The sequence below is a fragment of the Streptomyces sp. NPDC096311 genome (assembly GCF_044763085.1).
GTDB lineage: Bacteria > Actinomycetota > Actinomycetes > Streptomycetales > Streptomycetaceae > Streptomyces.
Window position 1 is genome coordinate 239533 of the sequence record NZ_JBIWFN010000009.1, and the last position, 24203, is coordinate 263735.

Annotated in this window: 22 protein-coding genes; 9 read left to right on the forward strand and 13 right to left on the reverse strand. The window is 70.2% G+C overall.

All coding sequences use genetic code 11. The features are described 5' to 3' along the window. Nucleotides 1–4: 4 nt before the first annotated feature. From ACIRA5_RS24055 to ACIRA5_RS24065, 3 genes are all read left to right on the forward strand, one after another. Nucleotides 5–418 (forward strand): roadblock/LC7 domain-containing protein, encoded by a 414-nt coding sequence (locus ACIRA5_RS24055; RefSeq protein ID WP_030948713.1) that lies wholly within the window; start codon nucleotides 5–7, stop codon nucleotides 416–418. A 94-nt stretch (nucleotides 419–512) separates the two neighbouring features. After that, nucleotides 513–1103 (forward strand): DUF742 domain-containing protein, encoded by a 591-nt coding sequence (locus ACIRA5_RS24060; protein ID WP_054235413.1) that lies wholly within the window; start codon nucleotides 513–515, stop codon nucleotides 1101–1103. Next, a complete protein-coding gene (locus ACIRA5_RS24065) occupies nucleotides 1084–1665 on the forward strand; it encodes an ATP/GTP-binding protein (RefSeq protein ID WP_026248371.1) in 582 nt (193 codons plus the stop codon). Before ACIRA5_RS24060 ends, ACIRA5_RS24065 begins: the two co-directional genes overlap by 20 nt. A 159-nt stretch (nucleotides 1666–1824) precedes the next feature. On the opposite strand, the gene ACIRA5_RS24070 is transcribed toward ACIRA5_RS24065, so the two are convergent. After that, entirely contained in the window at nucleotides 1825–2019 is a 195-nt protein-coding gene (locus tag ACIRA5_RS24070; protein ID WP_067370986.1) for an acyl-CoA carboxylase subunit epsilon, read from the reverse strand. A gap of 57 nt (nucleotides 2020–2076) precedes the next feature. Next, nucleotides 2077–3666 carry an acyl-CoA carboxylase subunit beta gene (locus tag ACIRA5_RS24075; RefSeq protein ID WP_099920491.1) on the reverse strand — a complete coding sequence of 530 codons (1590 nt, stop codon included), beginning with the start codon at nucleotides 3664–3666 and terminating at the stop codon, nucleotides 2077–2079. A gap of 495 nt (nucleotides 3667–4161) precedes the next feature. Here ACIRA5_RS24075 and ACIRA5_RS24080 point away from each other — a divergent pair, with 495 nt between their 5' ends. Then, entirely contained in the window at nucleotides 4162–4773 is a 612-nt protein-coding gene (locus tag ACIRA5_RS24080; RefSeq protein ID WP_403693593.1) for a YceI family protein, read from the forward strand. 101 nt (nucleotides 4774–4874) lie between these two features. Here the strand turns inward: ACIRA5_RS24080 and ACIRA5_RS24085 are convergent, their stop codons facing one another. From ACIRA5_RS24085 to ACIRA5_RS24100, 4 genes are all read right to left on the reverse strand, one after another. After that, nucleotides 4875–5570, reverse strand: coding sequence for a response regulator (locus tag ACIRA5_RS24085; RefSeq protein WP_403693595.1), 696 nt, complete (start codon nucleotides 5568–5570; stop codon nucleotides 4875–4877). Next, on the reverse strand, nucleotides 5567–6937 hold the full coding sequence (locus ACIRA5_RS24090; protein WP_403693597.1) for a histidine kinase: 1371 nt from the start codon (nucleotides 6935–6937) through the stop codon (nucleotides 5567–5569). Before ACIRA5_RS24090 ends, ACIRA5_RS24085 begins: the two co-directional genes overlap by 4 nt. A gap of 97 nt (nucleotides 6938–7034) precedes the next feature. After that, nucleotides 7035–7883: an ABC transporter permease gene (locus ACIRA5_RS24095; protein WP_403693598.1), complete on the reverse strand. Its 849-nt coding sequence runs from the start codon at nucleotides 7881–7883 to the stop codon at nucleotides 7035–7037. Next, nucleotides 7880–8815: an ABC transporter ATP-binding protein gene (locus ACIRA5_RS24100; protein ID WP_403693600.1), complete on the reverse strand. Its 936-nt coding sequence runs from the start codon at nucleotides 8813–8815 to the stop codon at nucleotides 7880–7882. Before ACIRA5_RS24100 ends, ACIRA5_RS24095 begins: the two co-directional genes overlap by 4 nt. A 217-nt stretch (nucleotides 8816–9032) precedes the next feature. Here ACIRA5_RS24100 and ACIRA5_RS24105 point away from each other — a divergent pair, with 217 nt between their 5' ends. Then, nucleotides 9033–9689: a class I SAM-dependent methyltransferase gene (locus ACIRA5_RS24105; RefSeq protein WP_403693867.1), complete on the forward strand. Its 657-nt coding sequence runs from the start codon at nucleotides 9033–9035 to the stop codon at nucleotides 9687–9689. Nucleotides 9690–9753: 64 nt separating this feature from the next. Here the strand turns inward: ACIRA5_RS24105 and ACIRA5_RS24110 are convergent, their stop codons facing one another. From ACIRA5_RS24110 to ACIRA5_RS24125, 4 genes are read right to left on the reverse strand one after another with little or no spacing between them, the layout of a single operon-like run. After that, nucleotides 9754–10116, reverse strand: a complete 363-nt coding sequence (locus ACIRA5_RS24110) for a DUF4180 domain-containing protein (RefSeq protein WP_403693602.1) — start codon at nucleotides 10114–10116, stop codon at nucleotides 9754–9756. A gap of 50 nt (nucleotides 10117–10166) precedes the next feature. After that, complete coding sequence (locus ACIRA5_RS24115; protein ID WP_403693604.1) at nucleotides 10167–11030, reverse strand: ABC transporter permease; 864 nt, start codon at nucleotides 11028–11030, stop codon at nucleotides 10167–10169. Next, complete coding sequence (locus ACIRA5_RS24120; RefSeq protein WP_403693606.1) at nucleotides 11027–12577, reverse strand: ABC transporter permease subunit; 1551 nt, start codon at nucleotides 12575–12577, stop codon at nucleotides 11027–11029. The genes ACIRA5_RS24115 and ACIRA5_RS24120 overlap by 4 nt, the downstream gene beginning before the upstream one ends. After that, nucleotides 12574–13518 (reverse strand): ABC transporter ATP-binding protein, encoded by a 945-nt coding sequence (locus tag ACIRA5_RS24125; RefSeq protein ID WP_403693607.1) that lies wholly within the window; start codon nucleotides 13516–13518, stop codon nucleotides 12574–12576. Before ACIRA5_RS24125 ends, ACIRA5_RS24120 begins: the two co-directional genes overlap by 4 nt. 158 nt (nucleotides 13519–13676) lie before the next feature. Between ACIRA5_RS24125 and ACIRA5_RS24130 the strand changes: the two genes are divergently transcribed. Next, complete coding sequence (locus tag ACIRA5_RS24130) at nucleotides 13677–14867, forward strand: sensor histidine kinase (protein ID WP_403693608.1); 1191 nt, start codon at nucleotides 13677–13679, stop codon at nucleotides 14865–14867. Next, nucleotides 14864–15667: a response regulator gene (locus ACIRA5_RS24135; RefSeq protein WP_403693609.1), complete on the forward strand. Its 804-nt coding sequence runs from the start codon at nucleotides 14864–14866 to the stop codon at nucleotides 15665–15667. The genes ACIRA5_RS24130 and ACIRA5_RS24135 overlap by 4 nt, the downstream gene beginning before the upstream one ends. 14 nt (nucleotides 15668–15681) lie before the next feature. Here ACIRA5_RS24135 and ACIRA5_RS24140 read toward each other — a convergent pair whose 3' ends face one another. Further along, nucleotides 15682–16719, reverse strand: coding sequence for an FUSC family protein (locus tag ACIRA5_RS24140; protein WP_403693610.1), 1038 nt, complete (start codon nucleotides 16717–16719; stop codon nucleotides 15682–15684). A gap of 60 nt (nucleotides 16720–16779) precedes the next feature. Between ACIRA5_RS24140 and ACIRA5_RS24145 the strand changes: the two genes are divergently transcribed. Next, nucleotides 16780–17235 carry a MarR family winged helix-turn-helix transcriptional regulator gene (locus ACIRA5_RS24145; RefSeq protein ID WP_403693612.1) on the forward strand — a complete coding sequence of 152 codons (456 nt, stop codon included), beginning with the start codon at nucleotides 16780–16782 and terminating at the stop codon, nucleotides 17233–17235. A gap of 41 nt (nucleotides 17236–17276) precedes the next feature. On the opposite strand, the gene ACIRA5_RS24150 is transcribed toward ACIRA5_RS24145, so the two are convergent. Beyond that, complete coding sequence (locus ACIRA5_RS24150; protein WP_403693614.1) at nucleotides 17277–18620, reverse strand: hypothetical protein; 1344 nt, start codon at nucleotides 18618–18620, stop codon at nucleotides 17277–17279. Between the two features lie 149 nt (nucleotides 18621–18769). Then, the gene (locus ACIRA5_RS24155; protein ID WP_403693616.1) at nucleotides 18770–21787 is read right to left on the reverse strand and encodes a glycoside hydrolase family 3 protein; all 3018 of its coding nucleotides are present in this window, start codon (nucleotides 21785–21787) and stop codon (nucleotides 18770–18772) included. Between the two features lie 350 nt (nucleotides 21788–22137). Here ACIRA5_RS24155 and ACIRA5_RS24160 point away from each other — a divergent pair, with 350 nt between their 5' ends. Continuing rightward, nucleotides 22138–24006, forward strand: coding sequence for a ricin-type beta-trefoil lectin domain protein (locus ACIRA5_RS24160; RefSeq protein WP_403693617.1), 1869 nt, complete (start codon nucleotides 22138–22140; stop codon nucleotides 24004–24006). Nucleotides 24007–24203 lie beyond the last annotated feature (197 nt).

A 24203-nucleotide genomic window follows, 5' to 3' on the forward strand; every position in this document is an offset into this window, starting at 1 on the left:
CCCGATGAGCCAGGCGGCGCAGAACCTCAACTGGTTGATCACCAACTTCGTGGACAACACCCCCGGGGTGTCCCACACGGTGGTGGTCTCCGCCGACGGACTCCTTCTGGCGATGTCCGAAGGCTTTCCCCGTGACCGCGCCGACCAGCTCGCGGCCGTCGCGTCCGGGCTGACCTCGTTGACCGCGGGCGCGTCCCGCATCTTCGAGGGCGGCAGCGTGAACCAGACAGTTGTGGAGATGGAGCGAGGATTCCTCTTCCTCATGTCCATTTCTGATGGTTCCTCGCTCGCGGTCCTTGCACATCCCGAAGCGGACATCGGTCTCATCGGGTACGAGATGGCCCTTCTGGTGGACCGTGCCGGTACGGTTCTGACCCCCGATCTTCGAGCGGAGCTCCAAGGGAGCCTTCTCAACTAACAGACAGACCGTGCGTTTTGGCGTCCCGGGGCCGTAAGGTTTCGGGACGCGGTCCCACAGTGATGGGTGCCCGGCACAGTCGGAGGAGGAGAAAGTGGCAACACCCCCAGGCGGTTCGTCTTCGGGCAACTGGTCGTACGGCCCCGGCCAGGGGCAGGGCCAGGGTGACGGTTCACAGAACCCGAACCGATACAACTTCCCCTCCGCGCCGAGTCACCGACGCCAGCAGCCGTACGCACCGCAGGGCCCCGGCCCCTCGCCGTACGACCAGCCGCCGGCGCCGCGCATTCAGCCTGTGCAGCCTCAGCGACGCACCCCCGAGGCGGCGCCCGCGGGATCGTCGAACAACCCTCTGGTGCGCCCGTACGCGATGACGGGCGGCCGCACCAGGCCCCGCTACCAGCTCGCCATCGAGGCGCTGGTGCACACCACCGCACAACCGCACCAGATGCAGGGCCAGTTGCCCGAACATCAGCGGATCTGCAACCTCTGCCGGGAGATCAAGTCGGTGGCCGAAATCTCGGCGCTGCTGACGATCCCTCTCGGTGTGGCCAGGATTCTCGTCGCCGACTTGGCGGAGGCGGGCCTGGTCGCCATCCATCAGCCCGGCGGCGACGAGAACGCCGGCGGCCAGCCAGACGTGACTTTGCTCGAAAGGGTGCTCAGTGGACTTCGCAAGCTCTAGCGGAGGGCCTTCCCGCTCCACCACGTCCGCGAAGATCGTGGTGGCGGGCGGCTTCGGCGTGGGCAAGACCACGTTCGTCGGGGCCGTCTCGGAGATCAACCCGCTGCGCACCGAGGCCGTCATGACGTCCGCGTCCGCGGGCATCGACGACCTCACGCACACCGGAGACAAGACGACGACCACCGTCGCCATGGACTTCGGCCGCATCACCCTGGACCAGGACCTGATCCTGTACCTGTTCGGCACCCCCGGTCAGGACCGCTTCTGGTTCATGTGGGACGACCTGGTCCGCGGCGCCATCGGCGCGATCGTCCTGGTCGACACCCGCCGTCTCGCCGACTGCTTCCCCGCGGTCGACTACTTCGAGAACAGCGGCCTGCCGTTCGTCATCGCCCTCAACGGCTTCGACGGCAACCAGCCTTACAACCCGGACGAGGTCCGTGAAGCCCTTCAGATCGGCCCCGACACGCCGATCATCACGACGGACGCCCGGCATCGCGCCGACGCGAAGTCGGCGCTGATCACGCTGGTCGAGCACGCCCTGATGGCACGTCTGCGGTAGCGCCTCCGCGCGGCGAAGCAACGGAAGGGGCGCCCTCTCCACACGGTGGACAGGGCGCCCCTTCCTTCGCTCTGGGAGTCCTTCGCCCTGGGACAAAGACAAAGGGAAGGGCCCGCTCTTCACAGAGCGGGCCCTTCCCCGTTGCTGAGGCGCCGCGGGCTAGCCGTGCCAGCTGTGCGGGGCACGGAAGCCGGGCTCGCGCTCCAGGCGGCGCCAGCCGGCCTTCGCACGGCCACGGTGGGTGGGGGTGGTGTCCGGCTGGGCGGCGGCGCGGGCCAGGAGGATGGCCGTGATGGCGGCGACTTCCTCGGGCTCGGCGTGGCCCTTCTCGACGCGGATGTCAGGGGTGTCCATAGGTTTCAGTCTCCGTGAGAGAGGTTTCCGCGGCGGTACCGCGGAGGATCCGCAGGGTTACTGCGGGGGGTTGCCGTGCTTGCGGGAGGGCAGGTCCGCGTGCTTGGACTGCAGCATGGCCAGGGAGCGGATCAGCACCTCGCGGGTCTCCGCCGGGTCGATGACGTCGTCGACCAGGCCCCGCTCGGCCGCGTAGTAGGGGTGCATGAGTTCGGCCTTGTACTCCTTGACCATGCGTACGCGCATGGCCTCGGGGTCGGCGGCCTCGGCGATCTGCCGGCGGAAGATGACGTTGGCCGCACCTTCCGCACCCATCACCGCGATCTCGTTGGTGGGCCAGGCGTAGGTGAGGTCGGCCCCGATGGACTGGCTGTCCATGACGATGTAGGCACCTCCGTACGCCTTGCGCAGGATGAGCGAGATCCGCGGCACCGTCGCGTTGCAGTACGCGTACAACAGCTTGGCGCCGTGCCGGATGATCCCGCCGTGCTCCTGGTCAACCCCGGGCAGGAATCCGGGAACGTCCAGGAGGGTGACGATCGGAATATTAAAAGCGTCACACATCTGGACAAAGCGCGCAGCTTTTTCGGAGGCCTCGATGTCCAGCACGCCCGCGAGGGACTGCGGCTGGTTGGCGACGATGCCCACCACCTGGCCGTCCAGACGGGCCAGCGCGCAGATGATGTTGCGGGCCCAGCGCTCGTGGACCTCCAGGTAGTCGCCGTCGTCGACGAGTTCCTCGATGACCTTCGTCATGTCGTACGGCCGGTTGCCGTCCGCCGGGACCAGGTCCAGGAGGACGTCCGAGCGGCGGTCCGCGGGGTCCTGCGAGGTCGCGTGCGGCGGGTTCTCGCGGTTGTTCTGCGGGAGCATCGACAGGAGGTAGCGCACCTCGGCGATGCAGGTCTCCTCGTCGTCGTAGGCGAAGTGACAGACACCGGAGGTCTCCGCGTGGACGTCGGCGCCGCCGAGCCCGTTCTGGGTGATCTCTTCACCGGTGACCGCCTTGACGACGTCGGGGCCGGTGATGAACATCTGCGAGGTCTCACGCACCATGAACACGAAGTCCGTCAGCGCGGGCGAGTACGCCGCACCGCCCGCGCACGGGCCGAGCATCACCGAGATCTGCGGGATGACGCCGGACGCCTTGGTGTTGCGCTGGAAGATGCCGCCGTAGCCGGCGAGCGCGCTCACGCCCTCCTGGATGCGGGCGCCCGCGCCGTCGTTGAGGGAGACCAGCGGCGCACCGGCCGCGATGGCCATGTCCATGATCTTGTGGATCTTCGTGGCGTGGGCCTCGCCCAGCGCGCCGCCGAAGATACGGAAGTCGTGCGCGTAGACGAAGACCGTACGGCCCTCCACCGTGCCCCAGCCGGTGACGACACCGTCGGTGTACGGCTTCTTGGCCTCCAGGCCGAACCCGGTCGCCCGGTGCCGGCGCAGCTGCTCGACCTCCTGGAAGGACCCGGGGTCGAGAAGCAGCTCGATGCGCTCCCGGGCGGTCAGCTTGCCCTTGGCGTGCTGCGCCTCGGTCGCCTTCTCGCTGGGTCCTCGCAGCGCCGCCGCACGGATCGCGTGCAGTTCGGCCACGCGCCCGCGTGCGTCCGTGGGTTCGCCTGAGGGTGCGGCCTCATCCAAAACGGTCATGTAGCGACCATACGAAGTCGAACAAGAAAACCGGGCCGTCGACTCCGTACAGTCTCCGGCCCGTTTTCCTGGTACCCCTGAACAGAACCGTGACGGCATGCAGGCGATCTGACTGCTCAGAGGGCATCTGGCTTGTAGAGGTCACACAAAGTCGCGGGCTGAGAGCCCGCTCACATTCGTGAGGGGCCCATGCCATCCCTAGAGTGACACGGAGCCTTGAACGGGACCCGTTCGGAGTACACCGCGCCTTCGGCCCGACCCCTGTGCAGGTGGAGCGAGGATACGCGGACTGCCACGGGAGAGCAGGGAGTGACCGCCGGGAAGCGGGTCGGCGAAGCGCAACGTAACGTCGTAAACACATGGCGGATGATGTTGAAACTTGAACGGAATAGGTCTACTGTCTCCCTTGTTGACCTCGTTGAATCTTCAACAAACTCTCTGCCGCGGTTTTCGGCTTCCCGACGAAACCGCGACCCGTCCCCCTAGGAGCACGTCATGGGCATCTTCGGCCGCAAGACCACCGACACCCCCGCCGCGACCACGGCCCCCGCCGCTGTGAGCCCCGAACTCGCCGCGCTCACCGGCGCATACACGATCGACCCGTCCCACTCGGAGATCGGTTTCGTCGCCCGTCACGCCATGGTGACGAACGTCAAGGGCTACTTCAAGGACTTCGACGGCACCCTGCAGCTGGACGGCACGGACCCGTCCAAGTCCACCGCCACGATCGACGTCAAGATGGACAGCATCGAGACGGGCTCCGCGGACCGTGACGGCCACCTGAAGAGCTCCGACTTCTTCAAGACCGACGAGTTCCCGACGATGACCTTCCGCTCCACCAAGGCGGAGGCCCTCGGCGGCGACGACTACCGGATCACCGGCGACCTGTCGATCCTCGGCGTCACCAAGCCGCTCTCCATCGACCTGGAGTTCAACGGCTCCGCGAAGGACCCCTTCGGCAACGAGCGCGTCGGCTTCGAGGGCAAGGCGGAGATCCTGCGCTCCGAGTGGGGCCTCACCTGGAACGCGGCCCTGGAGACCGGTGGCGTCCTCGTCTCCGACAAGATCAAGCTGACCTTCGACATCTCGGCGATCAAGAACGCCTGAGTCCTCGGCTCACGCCGGTGCCCTGAGCGCGCCCGCCCTCTGACTCCCCCAGCGGGAGGGCGGGCGCTCGGCATATCCGCGTACGCCGCCCCGCCGCCCCGCTAGTCGGGTGGGTTCGGGTGGGCGAGGCCGAGGTCGTAGGCGAGGATGACCGCTTGGACGCGGTCGCGGGCTCCCACCTTCGCCAGGACCCGGCCGACATGGGTCTTCACGGTGGATTCCGCGACGACCAGACGCTCGGCGATCTCGCTGTTGCTCCAGCCCTGGCCGATGGCGACGAAGATCTCGTACTCCCGTTCGGTGAGAGCGCGCACGCGTGGGTCTTCCGCCACCCTTGGACCCGACGCACCCGGCCCGCCGGACGAATCCCGGGGCAGGTGCTTGGCGTAGGCGTCGAGGAGGCGGCGGGTCAGTGCCGGGGCGATCACCGCGTCGCCCGCCGCGACCGCGCGGATGCCGGCCAGCAGTTCCTCGGGGTGGGCGTCCTTGAGGAGGAATCCGCTGGCTCCCGCGCGCAGCGCCGCGTGGGCGTATTCGTCCAGGTCGAACGTGGTCAGGATGAGGACGCGGGAGCGGTCACCGGAGGCGACCACGCGACGGGTGGCCTCGATGCCGTCCATGCCGGGCATCCGTACGTCCATGAGGATCACGTCCGGGCGCAGTTCGGCGGCCCTGCGCACGGCGTCGGCGCCGTGGGCCGCCTCGCCGACGACTTCGGTGTCGGGGGTGCTCTCCAGGAGCATCCGGAAGCCGAGGCGTTGCAATGGCTGGTCGTCCACGATGAGCACGGTGGTCACACCGCACCGCCTGTGGCGGCCGGCGGGATGACATCGGTCCCGGCCAGGGTCTCGGCCGGCGGGGAGAGGTCGAGGGTGGCCCGCACCGTCCATCCCCCGCCGGGGGCGGGCCCTGCGGTGACGGTCCCGCTGTAGAGGGCTGCGCGTTCTCTCATGCCGGCGAGTCCGTGTCCTTCCTCCTGGGACGGCCCGGGAGGGACGGTACCGCCGCCCCGGCCGGTGTCGTGGACTTCGATGTGCAGCCGCGTGTCCTTGACGCCGACCGCGAGCTCGACACGGGTGTCGTGGCCCGCGTGCTTGAGGGCGTTGGTGAGTGCTTCCTGCACTATGCGGTACACCGTCAGCTGGACCCCGCGGTCCAGGGTGTCCAGCTCGCCGCCCGTGCGGTAGACGACCTGGGGACCGGCGGCGCGGATCCGGGCGCACAGGGCGTCGATGTCCGCGATGCCCGGCTGGGGGCTGAGCTGGGGCGCGGCGGGGGTCTGGGTCTGCTCGCGCAGCACACCGAGCATGCGGCGCAGTTCACCCAGCGCCTGACGCCCGGTGTCACCGATGAGCAGCAGGGCCTGTTTGCCGCGTTCCGGTGCGATGTCGGTCGCGTACGCGCCACCGTCGGCGAGCGTGATGATGACGGAGAGGTTGTGGCCGACGATGTCGTGCATCTCGCGGGCCACCCGGGTGCGTTCGGCGGCGGCGGCGAGCTTGCTGCGCTGGTCGCGTTCGATCTCCAGGCGGGTCGCGCGGTCACGCAGGACGGCGAGCTGGGCGCGGCGGATCCGTACGGCCAGACCGAGCGCGACCGCCGCGGTGATCATGCTGAACAGGAAGAACAGCGCGTCCAGGACGGACACCGCGGACGGCAGCCGCAGGGCGACCAGGCCGAGGGCGGTCGCGGTGACCGCGCAGGCCACGGGCAGCCGCCGCAGCTGTCCGTGCAGCACCAGGCTGTAGAGGGCGATCAGCAGGGCGACGTCGGCGCGCAGCCAGACTCCCAGCACCACCTGGAGGAAGAGCACCGCGGCGATCACCGCGAAGGCGAGTGCCGGCCTTCGCCGCCGCCACAGCAGCGGCAGGACCAGTCCGGCCTGCAGGGCGACGGTCACCGGCCAGGGCAGGTGGGTGACCTGGGTGTCGAAGGCGTGTCGTCGGCCGTCGTCGTCGTGCACCAGGTCCGGCACGCAGAACATCAGCGCCACGACCACGATCACACCCGTGTCCAGGACCCACGGATGGTTCCGGTCGCCCTGCTTGAGCCGTCGGCCGAGCCGGGACAGCCCATGGGCCAGGGGGTGGTTCCACGGGAGCTCCGCCTCCGCGAGGGGCAGGTCGGAGGGTGCCCCTGGGTGGGCGGTGTCGTCGATGCTCATGGGGGTCACTCGTCCGCGTTCATGGGTGTCACCTGTCCATTGTGTGTCCGGCCGCCTCCCTGTCCGCGTGTCTCTCCGGGTGCCTCTTCATCAGGCGTCAGGCGTCGGTGCGCAGGAGGCGGTAGGCGGCGCCCACCAGAGCGAGCACGGTCCAGCCGAGGAAGACCAGGAGCCCGGCTGTGGGCGCGAGGGTCGTCGAGTCGTGGGTGAGCGCGAACATCGACTCACCCGCGTTGCTGGGCAGGTACGGGCTGATGTTGTCCTGCCACGAGGTGGGCAGCAGCGAGATCAGGCCGGGGATCAGCATCAGCGAGGCGACCAGGACCGATATGCCGCCGGCGACCGAGCGCAGCAGGGCGCCCAGAGCGGTGCCGATCACGCCGACCAGGCCGAGGTAGAGGCCCGCGCCCAGCAGGCTGCGCACGACACCGGAGTGGGAGATCGTGAGGGCCGCCGGGGTGCCGGAGACGATCCCGCTGGTGATCACGAACGCGATGAAGACGCCGAGGGTGGAGACGACGAGGGCGACCAGGCCGAACACCGCCGACTTGGACCACAGCACCGGCAGGCGGCGCGGGACGGCGGCCAGCGTGGAGCGGATCATGCCGGTGGAGTACTCGCCGGCGGTGACCAGGACGCCCAGGACGCCGAGCGCCAGCTGGGCGAAGTTCGTGCCGAACACGGAGAGGCTGAGCGCGGTGGCCGTGGCGTCGTCCGGGCGCAGCCGCTCACCGGAGTTGATCTGGGACTTGTAGTGCGCGGCGGCGATCACGCCGAACGCGACCAGGAACAGCAGGCCCAGACCGAGGGTGATCCAGGTGGAGCGCAGGGACCACAGCTTGGCCCACTCCGAGCGCAGCACGCGCCGGCCGGTGACCTTGTACGCGGGACGTACGGTCCGCGCCGGTGCGGGCGCGGAGCTGTCGGTGACGGTGATGGTGCTCATGCCGCCCTCCCAGGGGCCTCGACGGTGGCGGTGGCGTGGTACTCGACGGCGTCACGGGTCAGGTCCATGAACGCCTGTTCCAGCGAGACGGTCCGGGAGCTGAGCTCGAACAGGGGGATGCCGTGCTCGGCGGCCTTGAGACCGATGGCCCGCGCCGACAGGCCCGTCACGTGCAGCTCCTCGGAGCCGACCTCGCCGGTGATCTCGACGCCGGGGCCGGCCAGCACCTCGCGCAGACGGGCCGACTGATCGGAGGCCACGGTCACGGTGTCGCCGCCGGCCTGCTGGACCAGGTCCTGCACGGTGGTGTCGGCGAGCAGGCGCCCGCGGCCGACGACGATCAGGTGGTCGGCTACCAGCGCCATCTCGCTCATCAGGTGCGAGGAGACGAAGACCGTACGGCCGTCCGCCGCGAGTCCGGTCAGCAGGTTGCGGATCCACAGCACGCCCTCGGGGTCCAGTCCGTTGACGGGCTCGTCGAGCATGATGGTGGCCGGGTCGCCGAGGAGCGCGGCGGCGATGCCCAGCCGCTGGCCCATGCCGAGGGAGAAGGCGCCCGCGCGCTTCTTGGCCACGGACTGCAGACCGGTCAGCTCGATGACCTCCTCCACCCGGCGGCGCGGAATGCCGTGGGTGTAGGCCTGCGCCATCAGGTGGTCGAACGCGGAGCGGCCGGGGTGGATCGACTTGGCCTCCAGCAGCGCGCCGACCTCCTGGAGCGGCGCGGTGTGCTCGGCGTAGTGCTTGCCGTTGACCGTCACGCTGCCGCCGGACGGCGCGTCCAGTCCGACGATCATGCGCATGGTGGTGGACTTGCCCGCGCCGTTCGGGCCCAGGAAGCCGGTGACCGTGCCGGGCCTGACGACGAAGTCGAGCCGGTCGACCGCCGTCTTCTCCCCGTACCGCTTCGTCAGCTGATGTGCCTCGATCATCGCTCTTCCCTCACGCTCGGGGGGCCTGACCCCGCCAGACTGCTCACTCGCCACGCTAGGGGCCCGCGGACCGGGATCCGTGGTACCCGGGAGCTCAATGGGGTGCGGCAGGTAGTACCGAGGTACCACGGGGCCACGCGTGGGGGATGACGTCACCTCCCGCATACGCCCTGGTGGTTACGGAGGTCGAGGGCCCTCCCCTACAGTCGCCCGTGTGATGGATCTCGCCTACCTCGCCGCCGTCCGGGAGTCGTACGACAGGGTCGCCGCCGACTACGCCGAACAGGTCAAGACCCCGGCGCAGCTGGATCCGCTGTCGCGCGCGATGCTCGTCGCGTTCGCCGAGATGGTGCGGACGGCCGACATCGGCGCCCTCGCGGACCTGGGATGCGGGCCCGGCCGGGTGACGGCCCATCTCGCCGACCTGGGGGTGTCCGTCTTCGGCATCGACCTCTCGCCCGGGATGGTCGAGCTGGCCCGTCGGGCCCACCCGGGTCTGCGTTTCACCGTCGGGTCGATGACCGAGCTGCCCCTCGAGGACGACGAGCTCGGCGGCATCCTCGCCTACTACTCCGTCCACCACACGCCACCCGAGTTGTTGCCCGTCGTGTTCGCCGAATTCCGTCGCACGCTCGCGCCCGGCGGCCGTCTGATGATCGCCGGTTACGTGGGAGCCGGAGAACGTCTGCGTCCGACGCAGGCGTACGGCGGCCATCCGGTGTCCTTCGAGTCCTACCTGTTGCCGCCGGACCGGGTTGCCGAGCTGTTGGAGCGGGCCGGGCTCGTCGTCACCGCGCGGCTGGTGCAGGAGCCCGGCGAGGGAGCCAAGAGGACGGTCGCCACGTTCCTCGCCCGAAAGCCGGAACGGTCATGAGGCCGGATGCCGACAACGCCACGGCGCAACAGGCCCGGCCCTTCAGCCGTCAGCCCGTCACTCGTCAGCCCTTCAGGCGTTCCCGTAGTTCCTCGACATCGGTGAGGAACCAGGTCTGCCGCCCCCGGTTGCACTCACGGACGAAGTCCCGCAGCGCCGAACTGGCCTCCATGTGACGGGAGATGTCGCCGAGGACGGCCAGTGCCATCCGGTAGTTGGCGAACTTCTGGACGATGTCACCGGCCACGCGGGTACGCAGCTGGAAGAAGGCCTTGTCGAACCGCTCGGCGGGAATGACCACCCACTGGGCACCCTGGTAGGACGCGTTGCCGATGAGATCCAGGACGTCGCCCTCGCTTCCGATGACCTCGCCCTCGGCGGCACACATCATCACGGGTACGTCGTGGATCGTCTGTAGGGTGCTCATGGGGATCGAGGCTAGGTGTGAAGGCGCCCTGCGGGCCACGGATTTCCCGGCTACGCGTCCCGGCGTGTGAATATCGCGCCGCTCACCAGCAGCACCCCCAGCGCGTATGCCGCCAGCACCCCCAGCCCCGGCCAGGGGCCGATCGGCAGGCGGGCGAGGTCCTTCGTCGCGCGGATGGCGAGACCAGCCGGTATGGGGGCCCAGCGTTCGAGGCGGTCCTTCCAGGTGGGTGAGCCCAGGAGGTCCGACATGAGCGGGACCACGTAGAGGACTCCCAGGCCCGTGGTGATCGCTGCCGCGCTGTCGCGGAGCAGGACCGCCAGCCCCAGGCCCAGGAGGGCGACGAGGATCAGGCAGAGGGTGGAGCCGAGGGCAGCCCGGAGGGTGGGGATGTCGGTGAGGGAGAGGAGGGGGTAGCCCGCCTCGGGGGTGAAGCCGTTGGCCGGGAGAATCCAGCGGGCCGTGGCGAGGGAGGCGAGGATCGCCGTGCCGGCCGCGATACCCGTCGCCGCGGCCAGCACCGCCGACTTCGACGCCAGGACCGTCGCCCGGCGCGGGATCGCCGTCAGCGTCGTCCGTACCGTGCCCGTGCCGTACTCCGCCCCCATCGACAGGGCGCCCAGGACGAGGACGGTCGCCTGGCCGAGCCACACACCCGTCAGGGCGAGCTTCACCGTGTCCTCGTGGCAGGCCGCGGCGCTCGCGCACTCCCGGGTGCTGACCGAGGACACCGCGGCCGTGCCCACCGCGAAGGTCAGGGCCACTGTCGCGGCCAGCAGCAGCCAACTGCTGGGCAGCGTGCGCAGTTTGGTCCACTCGGCGTGGAGTGCGCGAAGTGCGGACTGTGTGCGGAGGAGAGGGTGGGGTGCGGGCCCCGCGGGGTGGGTGCTGAGTGCCGGCCTCGCACGCCTCATACGTCCCTCCTGCGCAGGCGCCAGGCCGCGAGGGCGAGCGCCACGGCCGCGTAGGCACACAGCACGGCGAAGCCGTTCCACGGGGCCATGGGGTAACAGCCGGTCTCCGGCAGGCAGTTGTGCTGCACCTGGGGGTAGTACGCCTTGCCCTGCTGGACCGCGAAAGCCGCGGCCGGCGTCGCCCGCAGCAGCCACTGCCCGACCGGGAGCGGAAGAGCGAAGGCGAGGATCTGCGGCAGGATCACTAGGACCACGACGGCCGTGATCGCGCCCGCGCTGTTGCGGAGTATCGCTCCCAGCGCGAGGGCGAGGACCGCCACCAGGGACAACAGTGCCGCGCTGCCCACCACCGCCCGCAGAACGGGTGAGTCGAGGAGTGACAGGTCGGGGTAGGCGGGTGGCGCGAAGCCCTGGGAACGCATCGTGCGCTGGGCCAGAAGGAAGGCGATCGCCGCGGTCGGCAGGCTGACGGCGAAGGTGATGCCCCCGATCACCAGGGCTTTCGCGGTGAGGACCCGCACCCGGCGCGGGGTCGCCGTGAACGTCGTACGGATCATGCCGCGCTTGTACTCGGTCGTGATGAACAGGGTCCCCAGGGCGACCATGAAGAGGACGGCCACGAAGACGCCCTGGAAGCTCATCTGGACGATGTCGCTGCCGGTCTCGTCGGGGGCGATGTCTCCCTGGCCGGTGAGGGTGTAGACACCGGTCGCGGAGACTGCGGTGGTGCCGGGCTCGGCGCGGGCGGGGCCGGATTGCGGGGTGTCCGGGTCGTTCGGATCGGGGGCGCCCACGTCCGTGCTCGTCCAGGCGGCCGAGCCGGTCGCGGTGGCACCGCTCAGGGCCAGGTGGTCGAAAGTCGCCCCTGCGGTCGCGCTACCGGCCGTCTCCGACGTGCCACCGAACGAGCGGCGCAGATTGTTGTGCAGCGGTGAGGCGACGAACAGGCCCGCCTGTGCCGTGTTCGGCAGCTCCGGCAGGGTGACCGCGCCGACCTTGGTCCAGTGGACGCCGTCGGAGGACTCGTATCCGGTCAGGCGGGTGCCCGAGCGGGTCAGGCGCAGCCAGTGGGGGGCCGTGCCGGACGCGGCACTGCCCGCCTTGTCGTGTGTGAAGTTCCACTGGAGGCGGACGCCGTGGTCGGGAGTGAGCATCAGGGCCGCGTACGGACTGCCGGCCTTCGTGCTCGCCTTGACCAGCACGCCGGCCTTCGCCCACGGCTCCGGGTCCCGGCCGCCGCCGCCCTTCAGGTCGGACACGCGGACCGTCACGCCGCCGTCCGCCGGGAGGGACTGGTGGACGTAGTGGAAGGTGTCGTTGACGCGGGTGCCGTCGGGCCCGACGGTGAGCGGGTGCTCGTTGGAGTCGTCGACGGAGCCGCTCGCGGCGAGCTGCGAGATGGCGACGGTGACCGCGGCCGCCACGACGAGCGCCAGCACCCACACGCGTACCGTCCAGAACTTGCTCCATTCCGCGCGCAACAGGCGCCCGAATCCCTCGCGGGCGGGCTTGAGCGGGGAGCGGTAGGGAGTGAAGGCCGAGGTCATCGGGTCACCTCGCCGTCCGTCAGGTCCGGAGTCGACGTGAACTCCGCCGCGTCCCTGGTGAGCTCCATGTACGCCTCCTCCAACGAGGCCCGGTGCGCGCCGACCTCGGCGAAGGGGACGCCGGCCGAGGCGAGCAGCGCGACGATCCGCTCCGCGGGCAGACCGGTGACCGTGAGGGTGTCGGCGCTGGTGACCGCGACCGTGCCGCCCTTTCGGGTGAGCAGCTCCATTGCCTCCGTGCGGGCGCCCGTGCGCAGGGCCACGCGGTCGCCGGACGCGGCGGCGAGCAGGGTGGCGACGGAGGTGTCCGCGATGAGGCGGCCACGGCCGACGACCAGCAGGTGGTGAGCGGTGTCCTCCAGCTCGCTCATGAGGTGACTGGAGACCAGGACGGCGCGGCCCTCCCCTGCCAGTCGGCGCAGCAGGCCGCGGATCCACTGGATGCCCTCAGGATCAAGGCCGTTGACCGGTTCGTCGAGCAGGAGCACCGGAGGGTCTCCGAGCAACGCGGCCGCTATGCCCAGGCGCTGGCGCATACCGAGTGAGTAGCCGCCCGCGCGGCGGCGGGCGGCCTGGTCCATGCCCACCTGTTCGAGCACCTCGTCGACACGGCGCAGGGACAGCCCGTGCGAGTGCGCCAGCCAGCGCAGATGATCGCGTCCGCGCCGGCTGGGGTGCAGAGCGGCCGCGTCGAGGAGCGCGCCGACCTCCAACAGCGGTGACCGCAGGGCGTGGTAGGGACGGCCGCCGATGAGGGCGCGCCCCTCGTCGGGAGTGTCCAGGCCGAGCACGGCCCGCATGGTGGTGGACTTGCCCGCCCCGTTCGGACCCACGAAACCGGTGACCTGTCCCGGCCGGACGGTGAAAGTGAGTCCGTCGACCGCGACGGTCCGCCCGAACCGCTTGCGCAGGTCCTGGACTTCGATCGTTGCATCGCTCATGCCAGCGAGATTAGGGACGGGCGGGCCTCGGCGTCGTCCCGCCACGGAGCCGTCTTCGGCGCCCCTGTCACGAGGGACGGATCGTCGGCCGGGTCCCTCGTGTGAGGGAGAAACCCCAGGGTGACGCGCCGCGGCGCGTCCGACGGCACAATGGCGGCATGGGCGAGGACACGGCGCGACGCGGCGAAGGAATCGCGGGGGTGCGGAAGTTGCTGCGGCACTTCCCCGCCTCCGTGACCTACCCGGTCGCCCTCGCGCTCCTCGCCTGCGCCGAGGTCCTGATCCGACTCAGGGGCCTGCGCGAGAACCTGTCGCTCGCCCTGCTGCTCGGCGTCTGCACCACCCTGCCGCTCACCTTCGTACTCGGCACCGACCGGGTCCTGCCGGCGCGGGCCGGGGCCGCCGTGGCCGTGACCTCGGCGGGCGTGCTGGCGCTGGCGCCGTTCCGCACCCTCACGCTGGCGGGGGTGGCGGCCCAGCTCGCCTCGGTGTACTGGCTGGGCCGGGCGGGGGCGCCCCGGCTCAGCGGAATACTCGTCGTGCCGTACGTCGTGCTGGCCCTCGTCAGTCAGGACGACCTCACCACCCGGGTGATGGCCGTGCTGGTGGCCACGCTCGCCTCGGCGGCGGCCGCGACGGGCATCACGCACCACGTCCGCAGCGCCGCGCTGGCCCACAGCGCGACGGAGCGGGCCTTCGCGGACACGCTCCTCGCCCACGCCGCACGGGGTGAACGGGCGCGCATCGCACGGGAGTTGCACGACGTGGTCGCGCACCACATCTCGATGATCGCCGTGCAGGCGGAGACGGCCCGTCTGACCACGGCAGGGCTCCCTGCCGACGGCGCCACCCGGCTGCTCGCCATCGGGGACACCGCGCGGAGCGCGCTGACGGAGATGCGGCGCCTGCTGGGGGTGCTGCGGGAGGACGCCGACACGGGGGTCAACCGGCGTCCTCAGCCGGGGCTGCGCCAGCTCATGGAGCTCGTCGACGAGTCCCGGGACGCCTCCGGATCCCGTACGCGGCTGATCGTCAGCGGGCCGGTCGCCCCGCTCGACCCGGGCATCGAGGTCACCGCGTACCGGATCGTGCAGGAGGCCCTCACCAACGCCCGCCGGCATGCTCCGGGTGCCGCCGTCGATGTCGAACTTCATTACAGGGAGGACGACTTGGCGATCCGTGTGCGCGACAACGGGCCGGGGCCCGCGTCCCCGGCCGCCGGGCACGGCCTGCTCGGCATGCGCGAGCGGGCCGCCACGGTCGGCGGCACCCTGTGCACCGGTCCGGCGCGTGGCGGTGGATTCCTGGTCGAGGCACGGCTGCCGGTGCGGGCGGAGGCTCTCGTATGACGACAGCCGTAGAGGCCCCGGAAGCCGAAGGACGGGTCCCTGCCGTGCGGATCGTGGTGGCCGACGACCACGAGGTGGTGCGCGCCGGGTACGCGGGACTTCTCGCCACCCAGGCGGACTTCACCGTCGTCGGCACGGCGCGCGACGGCGCCGAGGCGGTGCGGGTCTGCCGGGAGCGGCGTCCCGACGTGGTCCTCATGGACGTACGGATGCCGGTCATGGACGGGATCCAGGCCACCGCCGAGCTGATGGGGCCGGAGGCCGGGGACGCGCCGCGCGTGCTCATCCTCACCACCTTCGACCTGGACGAGCATGTGTATGACGCGCTCGCGGCCGGGGCGAGCGGGTTCCTGCTGAAGGACGTGACGGCGGAGCGCCTGTTCGAGGCGGTACGGGTCGTGGCCGCCGGGGAGGCGCTGCTCGCGCCCGTCATCACCCGGCGGCTGATCTCCGAGTTCGCCCGGCTCAAGCCCAGGGCGCCGACGGGGACGGCGCTCGGCGTGCTCACCCCGCGCGAGACGGAGGTGTTGCGGCTGCTGGCGGAAGGGCTGTCCAACCCGGAGATCGCCGCGCGGCTCCAGGTGGGCGAGGAGACGGTGAAGACCCATGTCAGCCGGGTGCTGTCCAAGCTGGGGCTGCGCGACCGTACGCAGGCGGTCGTGACGGCGTACGAGACGGGGCTGGTCGTGCCGCGTGCGGCGGCTGCGGAGGCGGTCGGGCGGCAGGATCCGCGGGGGGAGGGCGAGCGCGGGATGAGACCGAGAGGGGAGGGACTGCGTGGACAGGGGTTGCGGGGTTAGTCAGGCGGGGTTAGTCAGGCGGGGCTGGGCCGGCGGCGTGGGATCGGCAGAACGCAGCAGGCCGACGCGACCGCCAGGACCGCGCCGACCGCGATCGCCCCGAGACGGGTGGGCAGCAGGTCCTGCGCATCCTGGCCGAAGTAGCCGAGGAGGAGGGAGAGGGCGGTGGTCATGCCGGCGGCCCAGTAGGCGTAGTTCAGCGGACGGAGCCACAGGGCGACGGCCAGTACGGCGAAGATCAGGACGACGGAGGTCCGGCCGGTGATGCCGGCGGCGGCCACCGCGGTGGCGAGCAGTGTGCCGGCGCAGGCGCCGACCAGGCGTTCGACTCCCTTGCGTATGACGTCGGCGCGGCCGCGGTTGCCACTCGCGACCACGTACACGGTCAGGACCATCCACGGCCAGTGGTGGTCGAAGAGGAGCCGTCCGAGGGTGAAGGCAGCGGCGACGGCGGCGGCCATCTGCCACGCCATGCGGGTGCTGGGGACGGGGCGCAGTCGGGAGGCTCGTCGGGGGCGGTCCGGTTCCGGGTCGGGGTGCCAGGGGCCGAGGCGGTCGGCGGACGTCTGGACCAGCCAGACGCAGCCGCATGCCAGCAGCCCGATCACCGCTGACCAGCCCCAGTTCACCAGCGCGCTCTGGGCCCCGGGCGGCAGCGCGGGGCCGGGGACGACGAGCAGGGCGACCAGCGGCAAGGTCATCAGCGTGCCTGCCTTCGTCGCGACCGTGCCGAAGCGGCGGATCCAGATCGGCAGGGAGATGGCGAGGGTGAACACCGCGGCGCCGAGTGCGTAGTGGTCGGCGATCAGGTGGCCGAGCAGGGTCGCCGCACCGGCCAGGGCGGGCAGCAGGACGCAGGCCATGAGGCGTCGGCGGGCATCGGCGGTCCGTTGGGTGCGGGCCAGGGTGAGGGTCAGCGCGACCGCGAGGACGAGGACGTCCGTGTGCAGTGCGGCGGCCTCCTCCAGCCACAGGGCGAGGGAGTAGGAGAGCAGCACGGCCGTCATGGTCAGCGCTGCTTCATAAGCATTGCGTATGTGTTTTCCGGGCATAGTGCCGATGGTAGGGAGATTTAGAGTGATGGTTAGTAAGTTTTAGCTTACGATAAACGGATGGATCATCTCTCCTATGCGGCCCAGGTCCGGCGTGGTGTCGTCAGGCTCAACCGGCGGCTGCGGCAGGAGCGGGGCGAGGGCAGCCTCAGTCCGAATCAGCTGGGGGTGCTGGGACACCTGCGTCGGCACGGGGCGGCGACGCCCGGCGAGGTCGCGGCGGCCGAGCGGCAGCGGCCGCAGTCGTTGACCCGGGTCTTCGCCGAGCTGGAGTCGGACGGGCTGATCGCGCGGACGGCCGACAGCGCGGACCGGCGCCAGTCCCTGCTGACGCTCACCGCGGAGGGGCTGCGGGCGTTGGAGCATGACATGGCTGAGCGGGATGCCTGGCTGGCGGAGGCGCTCGGCACGTTGAACGAGACCGAATGTGAGGTGTTGCGACTGGCGGGGGCGCTGATGGACCGCCTTGCGGATACCGAGCCTCGAGGGACTTCGTCAGGGACGGCCGCGCTGTAGGAGCCCTTGTCCGGGACGGCTGTGCTGTAGAAGCCTTCGTTTCAGAAGCCGCCGCCGAAGTCGCCGCCGCCGCCGAAGTCGCCGCCGCCGCCGTCCCCGAAACCGCCGCCGAAGTCGCCGGGGTCGAAGTCGGAGCCGGAGACGTCACCGCCGCCGTAACCGCCGAAGTCTCCGTAACCGGAGCCGTAGTCGGACGCGTAGGAGGGGGTGGCCATCACGCTGCCGAGCAGGGTGCCGACGAGGAGGCCGGGGAGCAGGCCGCCACCGAAGTAGCCGCCCGCCCAGGGACCGTAGGCCGGACCGGCGTCCCAGTACGGACGGCGGCCGTGATCGGTGTCGACCTCGCGGACCACCGGGGCGCGGCCGTCCGCCAGACGGGCCTGGTCCGCCGCGCAGACCGGGACCTCGCGGGGGGCGCCGCCAGCCGGGGTCCAGGTCGCGTCGGCGACCGACGGGCCGTGTCGCGGGTCGAAGAAGCAGGGGGCGCGGCGTTCGGGCAGGGGCCTGCCCTCGCGACGGGCGGACAGGAGCGCGAGGGAGAAGCGGCCGTCCTCCAGGGACTGGGTGACGGCACGTACGTCCTCCGGGCGGCGGGCCGCTGCCATGGACGACTTCGCCTGTTCGTAGGCGTCGAGCGCGCGTTCGTAGTCGGCGCGCATCGCGTCGTCGGCGCCGGCCTCGGCGGGGTGGAAGTCGAGCCGGTCGAGTTCCTCGCCGAAGGCGGTGATGTCCTCGTCGACGACCACGCGGAGTTTGTCCAGTGCTTCCTGTTGTTCCTGCTCTTTGCGGCGGCGGTTGCGGCGCACGAGGGTGTAGGCGCCCGCGCCGCCGGCCACGGCTACCGCGGCCACCGCGATGAGGGTGCCGGCGGAGACGCCGTTTCCGTCGGCCGAGCCCCAGCTCTTGGGGGCCGAGCCGTTGATGTTGGCCAGGGCGCGGTCCGTGAAGTTGTTCAGCTGGGTCTTCGTGGGTTCGCCCTTGACGCTGGTGACGAGGTTCTGGACGGCGGTGCGGGGCATGACGGCGGTGTCGGCGCGGGCGTCGAAGCGGGTGCCCAGTCTGATGGCGTACAGGCCTGTGATGCCGGTGTCGGTGCGGAGGTTCTGGAAGAGGTTCTGGGTGGGGAAGTCCGCGGGGAGGACGGCCACGAAGACGGGCTTGTTCGCGTTCTTGATCTTCTTGGCCAGGGTGTCGGCGTCCGCCTTGGAGAGTTGCGCGGAGGCTGCCGGGTCCACGTAGACGGGGCTCTTGCGGAGGGCTGCCGCCACTGTTCCCACGTCTGTGGTCGCGCGGGCGGGGGGTGCGGTGAGAGTGAGTGCCGTGAGGGCGGCGAGTGTCAGCGCGATCAGCAGTCCGGGGAGTCCTCGGATCAGTGCGGCCTTCATATCTCCGAAGCTACCTGAACGTGCGCAAAACTGGGCATTGGTGTTGGTGGGGATGGGGTGACCCCAGGGGCGGGGCGAAGCCTCGCCGAGGGGCGCGGGGAACTGTGCGATCAGCCCCCCACGCCCCGCCGCACATCAGCCTCTGGCCGTCATCTGGCTCGGTAGGCCTTCAGGAGTTTCGTCAGGGCCTGGGTGTAGTGGGCGGCCAGGAGGAGGTGGTCGGCTTCTGCGAAGGGTTTGGCGAGGGCTGGGGTGATGGTTGAGCCTGTGCTCTGCTGGACCAGGAGGCGGGCCTTGGTGACCGCGGCGCGGCCAAGTCGCGCCGAGCCGGTTCGGTCCGCGGTCCGGGCGAGCAGGGTGAGGGCCTTGAGCGTGGCCTCGCCGCCCCCGGGGACCTTCGTGAGTGTGGTCAGACCCCAGCCGTAGGGGAACTGGGGATCGTAGGACGCGTCACCGACGTTGATCGGGAGTTGGGTCTCCGACTTGGGCCAGGTGACGGGGAGCTGGCCGGTGAAGGCGCGCTTGCCGTACAGGACGTCCGCCACGCCGTCGCCCTCCGTGCCGGGCAGCCACGAGGCCACCAGGGCGTCGATCCCACCCAGGCGGTCACCGATGAGCTGCGGGCGGCCCGAGACGATCAGGACCGCGCACTTCATGGCCGCGCACACCTTGTCCACGGCGGCCTGGTCGGCAGGGGTCAGAGCGAGGTCGTTGCCGTTGCCCACATCGCCGACGCCCTCCGCGTAGGGGGTCTCGCCCACGACGACCACACCCACGTCGTAGCCGGACGTCGGGGCTGAGGCGTCCTTCGAGTAGGTGACGTCACCGCCCGCGTTCCGCATGCCCTGGAGGATCGTCGTACCGTCCGTGTGCTTCCCGGACGCGCCCTGCCAGGTGATCGTCCAGCCGCCGGTCTGGTTGCCGAGGTCGTCGGCGTTCGAACCGGCCACGTACACCTTCTGGGACTTCTTCAGGGGCAGTACGCCGGCCGCGTTCTTCAGGAGGACCTGGGACTTGGCCGCCGCCTCGCGGGCGACCGCCCGGTGGCCGGCTGAGCCGATCTGTGCCGCGCCGCTCGTGTCCGCGTACGGCTTCTCGAAGAGGCCGAGTTTGAACTTCTGGGTGAGGATGCGGGACACGGCGTCGTTCACCCGCGCCTCGCTGACGCGGCCCACCCGTACCTCGTCGACCAGCGTCGTGCGGAAGTCCTTGTAGGCGTACGGAACCATGATCATGTCCAGGCCCGCGTTGATCGACGTACGGACGTCGGACGCGTAGTCGCCGGGGATCTGGTCGATGGCCTGCCAGTCGCTGATGACGAATCCGTCGAAGCCCATACGGTCCTTGAGCACGCCGTTGATCATGTCCGCGCGGGCGTGCATCTTCACCGGTCCCCGGCCGTCGCCAAGGATGTCGAGGGAGGAGTAGGACGGCATGACCGAGCCGATGCCACGGTCGACCGCCGTCTGGTACGGCGCCAGGTGGACGGCCTCCAACTGCTGCCGGGTGACCTTCGTGACGCCCTGGTCGATGGTGTACGAGCCCGTCGTGGACGAGCCGTACTCCGTGCCGCCGTCGCCCACGAAGTGCTTGGCCGTGGCCAGTACCTTGTCGTTGTCCTTCAGGTCCTTGCCGTTCGCGGCGCCCTGGAGGCCCTGGATCATCGTCTCCATGGACTCGACGAGCGCGGGGTCCTCGCCGAAGGACTCGTAGGAGCGGCCCCAGCGTTCGTCGCGGGTGACGCAGAGGCAGGGGGCGAAGTCCCAGGGGATGCCGGTGGCGCGCACCTCGGCCGCCGTCACGGAACCTGTCCGCTCCGCGAGCTGGGGATCACGGGTCGCGCCGATGCCGATGTTGTGCGGCATGATCGTCGCGCCGGTGAGGTTGTTGTGGCCGTGCACCGCGTCCACGCCGTAGATCAGCGGGATCTGGAACCGTGTCGCCTGCGCCCGGAGCTGGAAGGCGTCGATCATCTTCGCCCAGGCCTCGGGGGTGTTGGGCATCGGGGTCGAGCCGCCACCGGACAGGAGCGAGCCGAGGTCGTACGTCGCGATGTCGCCCTGCGCGGTGAGCGCGCCGCGTTCGGCCTGGGTCATCTGCCCGGCCTTCTCCTCCAGGGACATGCGGGACACGAGGTCGGCGACCCGTTTCTTCACGGGCAGTTTCGGGTCCAGGTACGGCAGGCCGTGGGCGTCGATGACGATCTGCGGGGTCTCGGCGGGGGCCTTCGCGCCGGTGACCGTGAGCTTCAGCGGGATCGTCTCGGCGGGTTCGGCCGACTTGTCGCGCAGCGTCGGGACCTGGACGGTGCGGGAGGTGCCGGAGGCCGTGCCCGCCGGGAAGGTGATCTCGCCCTTGACCGGTGTGTAGTCCTTACCGGGCTCGGCGCTGCCGCCCGCGCTCTCGTAGGCGACGGTCACGGGTTCGTCGATCGGGGCGGCTCCGGTGGTGGCGACAGAGAGCTTCACCGTCGCCGTCGCTCCCTCCTTCACCGGGTGGACGGCGGAGTCGGCGGTGACGGAGGCGCGCAGGGACTGGTCGGCCTTGCCGTACAACTCGACGTCGTCCAGGGCGAACCGGCCCTTGACGCCGACCGGGAGCGTGAGGGCGTACCCCCACATCTGGGTGAGGCCGAGAACCTGGTCGATGCCGCCGACGGGCTGGTAGTCCGTACGGTAGGTGAAGTCGGTGAAGGGGATCTCGATCTGCTTCCAGCCGGTGAAGTCGTCGGTGAAGGACGTCGTCCACAGCTCGGAGGCCTCGCCGTTGGCACCGCCGTCCTTGATCTCGAAGGCGACCTTCTTGGCGTTGTTCTGGCCGTCCCACCAGAAGCGGATGCCCTTGTGGGCCGACCAGTCATGGGCCGGCTGGTCGAAGGCGAAGTCGTGGGTGAAGCCGCCGTAACCGCTGATGTCGTAGGTGCCGGAGAGGACCTTGGCGCCCTCGGGGGCGTCGGTACGGGTGGTCAGGGCGAGCGCGGGCGGGTCGTCCGCGTCACCGCCCCAGGTGAACAGGCCCCCGGCGGGGGGATTGGCGAAGGGGACCTCGCCCTCGAAACGGTCGACGGGGACGGGGGCCGGTTCGTCGGCCGTGGCCGCTCCGGCCGAAAGGAGCGGCAGCAGCCCCGTGAGCAAAGCGGCGGAGGCGAGCAGGGCGGTTCTTCGCATGGACCTTCCCTCGACTCTACGTAGTCCCTGTAATACCTGGTGATCCTGGTGATCCCTGACTGGATGCCTTGCTGAATGTCTTGCTGAATGCCTGGCTGAGTACCTGGTTGAATACCTGACGGCGTCGCTTCCGGTTGGTCTCTTACGACTTAGATCACGGCGTGAGTTAACTGGCGTCCCGGGAGGCCGTCAAGACTTCACGTCAGAACCGGTACACGGGCAATGTGCGGCCGGATCAGGGCAGTTGTTCTTTCACGCTCTGAACGCGAGACCCCTTGACGTGGACCCGAAGCCGTCATTTACTCACGGCTCGCACGCCCCCTCCCCCACACCCAGAAGGGCGACGCGTCATGAGGAGACCCACTCGGGCGGTCCGTTTTCTTCTCGCCGGACTGCTCACCACCGCCGGACTGACCGCCGTCACGGCGGCGCCCGCGCACGCCGCGGGCGAACCCGTCACGGCCTGGCTGACCACGACGGACGACGACGGCGGACGCCATGTCGTCCGCGGGCTGCAGGCCCAGACGCCGTTCGCCTTCCAGGCCGGTACCGGCGGCGGCGGCGAGAACATCACCGTCGACGAGAACACCCGCTACCAGACCTTCACGGGCGGCGGCGCGTCCTTCACCGACACCGCGGCCTGGCTGATGAACAGCAGCGGGGCGCTGTCGGGAGCCACCCGGGACGCGACGATGCGGAAGCTGTTCTCGCCGACGGAGGGCATCGGGCTCTCGTTCCTGCGGAATCCGATGGGTGCGTCCGACCTCGCCCGGTACGGGTACACGTACGACGACGTGCCGGCCGGGCAGAGCGATCCGTCCCTCTCGTCGTTCTCGATCGCGCACGATCTGGCCGACGTGGTGCCGCTGACCAGGCAGGCGCTCCAGCTGAACCCCTCGCTCACCGTGATGGCCTCGCCGTGGACCGCGCCCGCCTGGATGAAGGACAGCGGGCAGCTCAACGGGGGCTGGCTGAAGGCGGAGGACTACGGGGCGTACGCCTCGTACTTCGTCAAGTACCTCCAGGCGTACCGGGACCAGGGGGTGCCGGTCTCCTACGTCACGGCGCAGAACGAGCCGACGTGCTGCTCGGGGTATCCGTCGATGAGCTGGAACGCGTCGGGGCTCGCGTACTTCACGAAGAATGAGCTGCTGCCGAAGCTGCAGGCCGCGGGGCTGTCCACGAAGGTGCTGGCGCACGACTGGAACTGGGACGTGTACGACTCGTACGCCGCCCAGAGCGTCGACGACGCGGCCGTGCGCGCGCATCCGAACTTCGGCGGGATCGCCTGGCACGGGTACGGCGGGGACGTGGGCAAACAGACGAGCGTGCACAACCAGTACCCGGGGGTGGACGCCTTCGGGACCGAGCACTCCGGTGGCACCTGGATCGCCAACCAGCAGCGCGAGGACATGCTCAACATCGTCGACTACACACGGAACTGGGCGAAGTCGGTGACGAAGTGGTCGCTGGCCGTCGATCAGAACCGGGGGCCGCACAACGGGGGGTGCGGGACGTGCTCCGGGCTGATCACCGTCCACAACGGGGACGGGGCGAGTGGGCAGGTCGACTACACGATCGAGTACTACACGATGGGGCAGTTGACGAAGTTCGTGCGGCCGGGGGCGCAGCGGGTGGCCTCTACGGCGAGTACGTCCGTGCCGAACGTGGCGTGGCGCAATCCTGACGGTTCCAAGGCGCTGATCGCCTACAACGACTCCTCGTCCGCGAAGACCGTGACCATCAACTGGGGCTCGCAGCACGCGACGTACTCGCTGCCGGGGAAGACGTCCGCGACGTTCACCTGGGCTGGGGAGCAGGTCGGTGGGGGTGGACAGACGGGGGCGTTCGTGGGGCTCGCGGGGAAGTGTCTTGATGTGGCCGGGGGGTCGTCGGCGAACGGTACGGCGGTTCAGCTGTACGACTGCAATGGCTCGGACGCGCAGCGGTGGACGGTGGCGGGGGACGGGTCGGTCCAGGCGCTGGGCAAGTGTCTCGACGTGACGTCGGCGTCCACGGCTGATGGGGCGAAGGTTCAGCTCTACGACTGCAATGGGACCGGGGCGCAGCGGTGGTCGTACAACGGGTCGACGGGTGACGTGGTCAATTCGGCGGCGGGTAAGTGTCTGGATGTGACGGGCAACTCGGCGGTGAATGGGGCTCGGGCGCAGATCTGGTCCTGTACGGGGGCGGCCAATCAGAAGTGGGCGCTGCGCTGACAGGGCTCGCCCTCTTTCTTCGCCCCCGCCGCCCCTACCCGACCCATCCCCAGGGGCTCCGCCCCTTCGACCCCGCCAGGAGCGCTGCGCCCCCTGGACCCCCGCACGGCCTGAACGGCCTCGTCCTCGAACGCCGGACGGGCTGAAAGATGCGGGCCGGGGTGGAGGGACCGGGGGCGGGTGGGGCACCGGCCCCC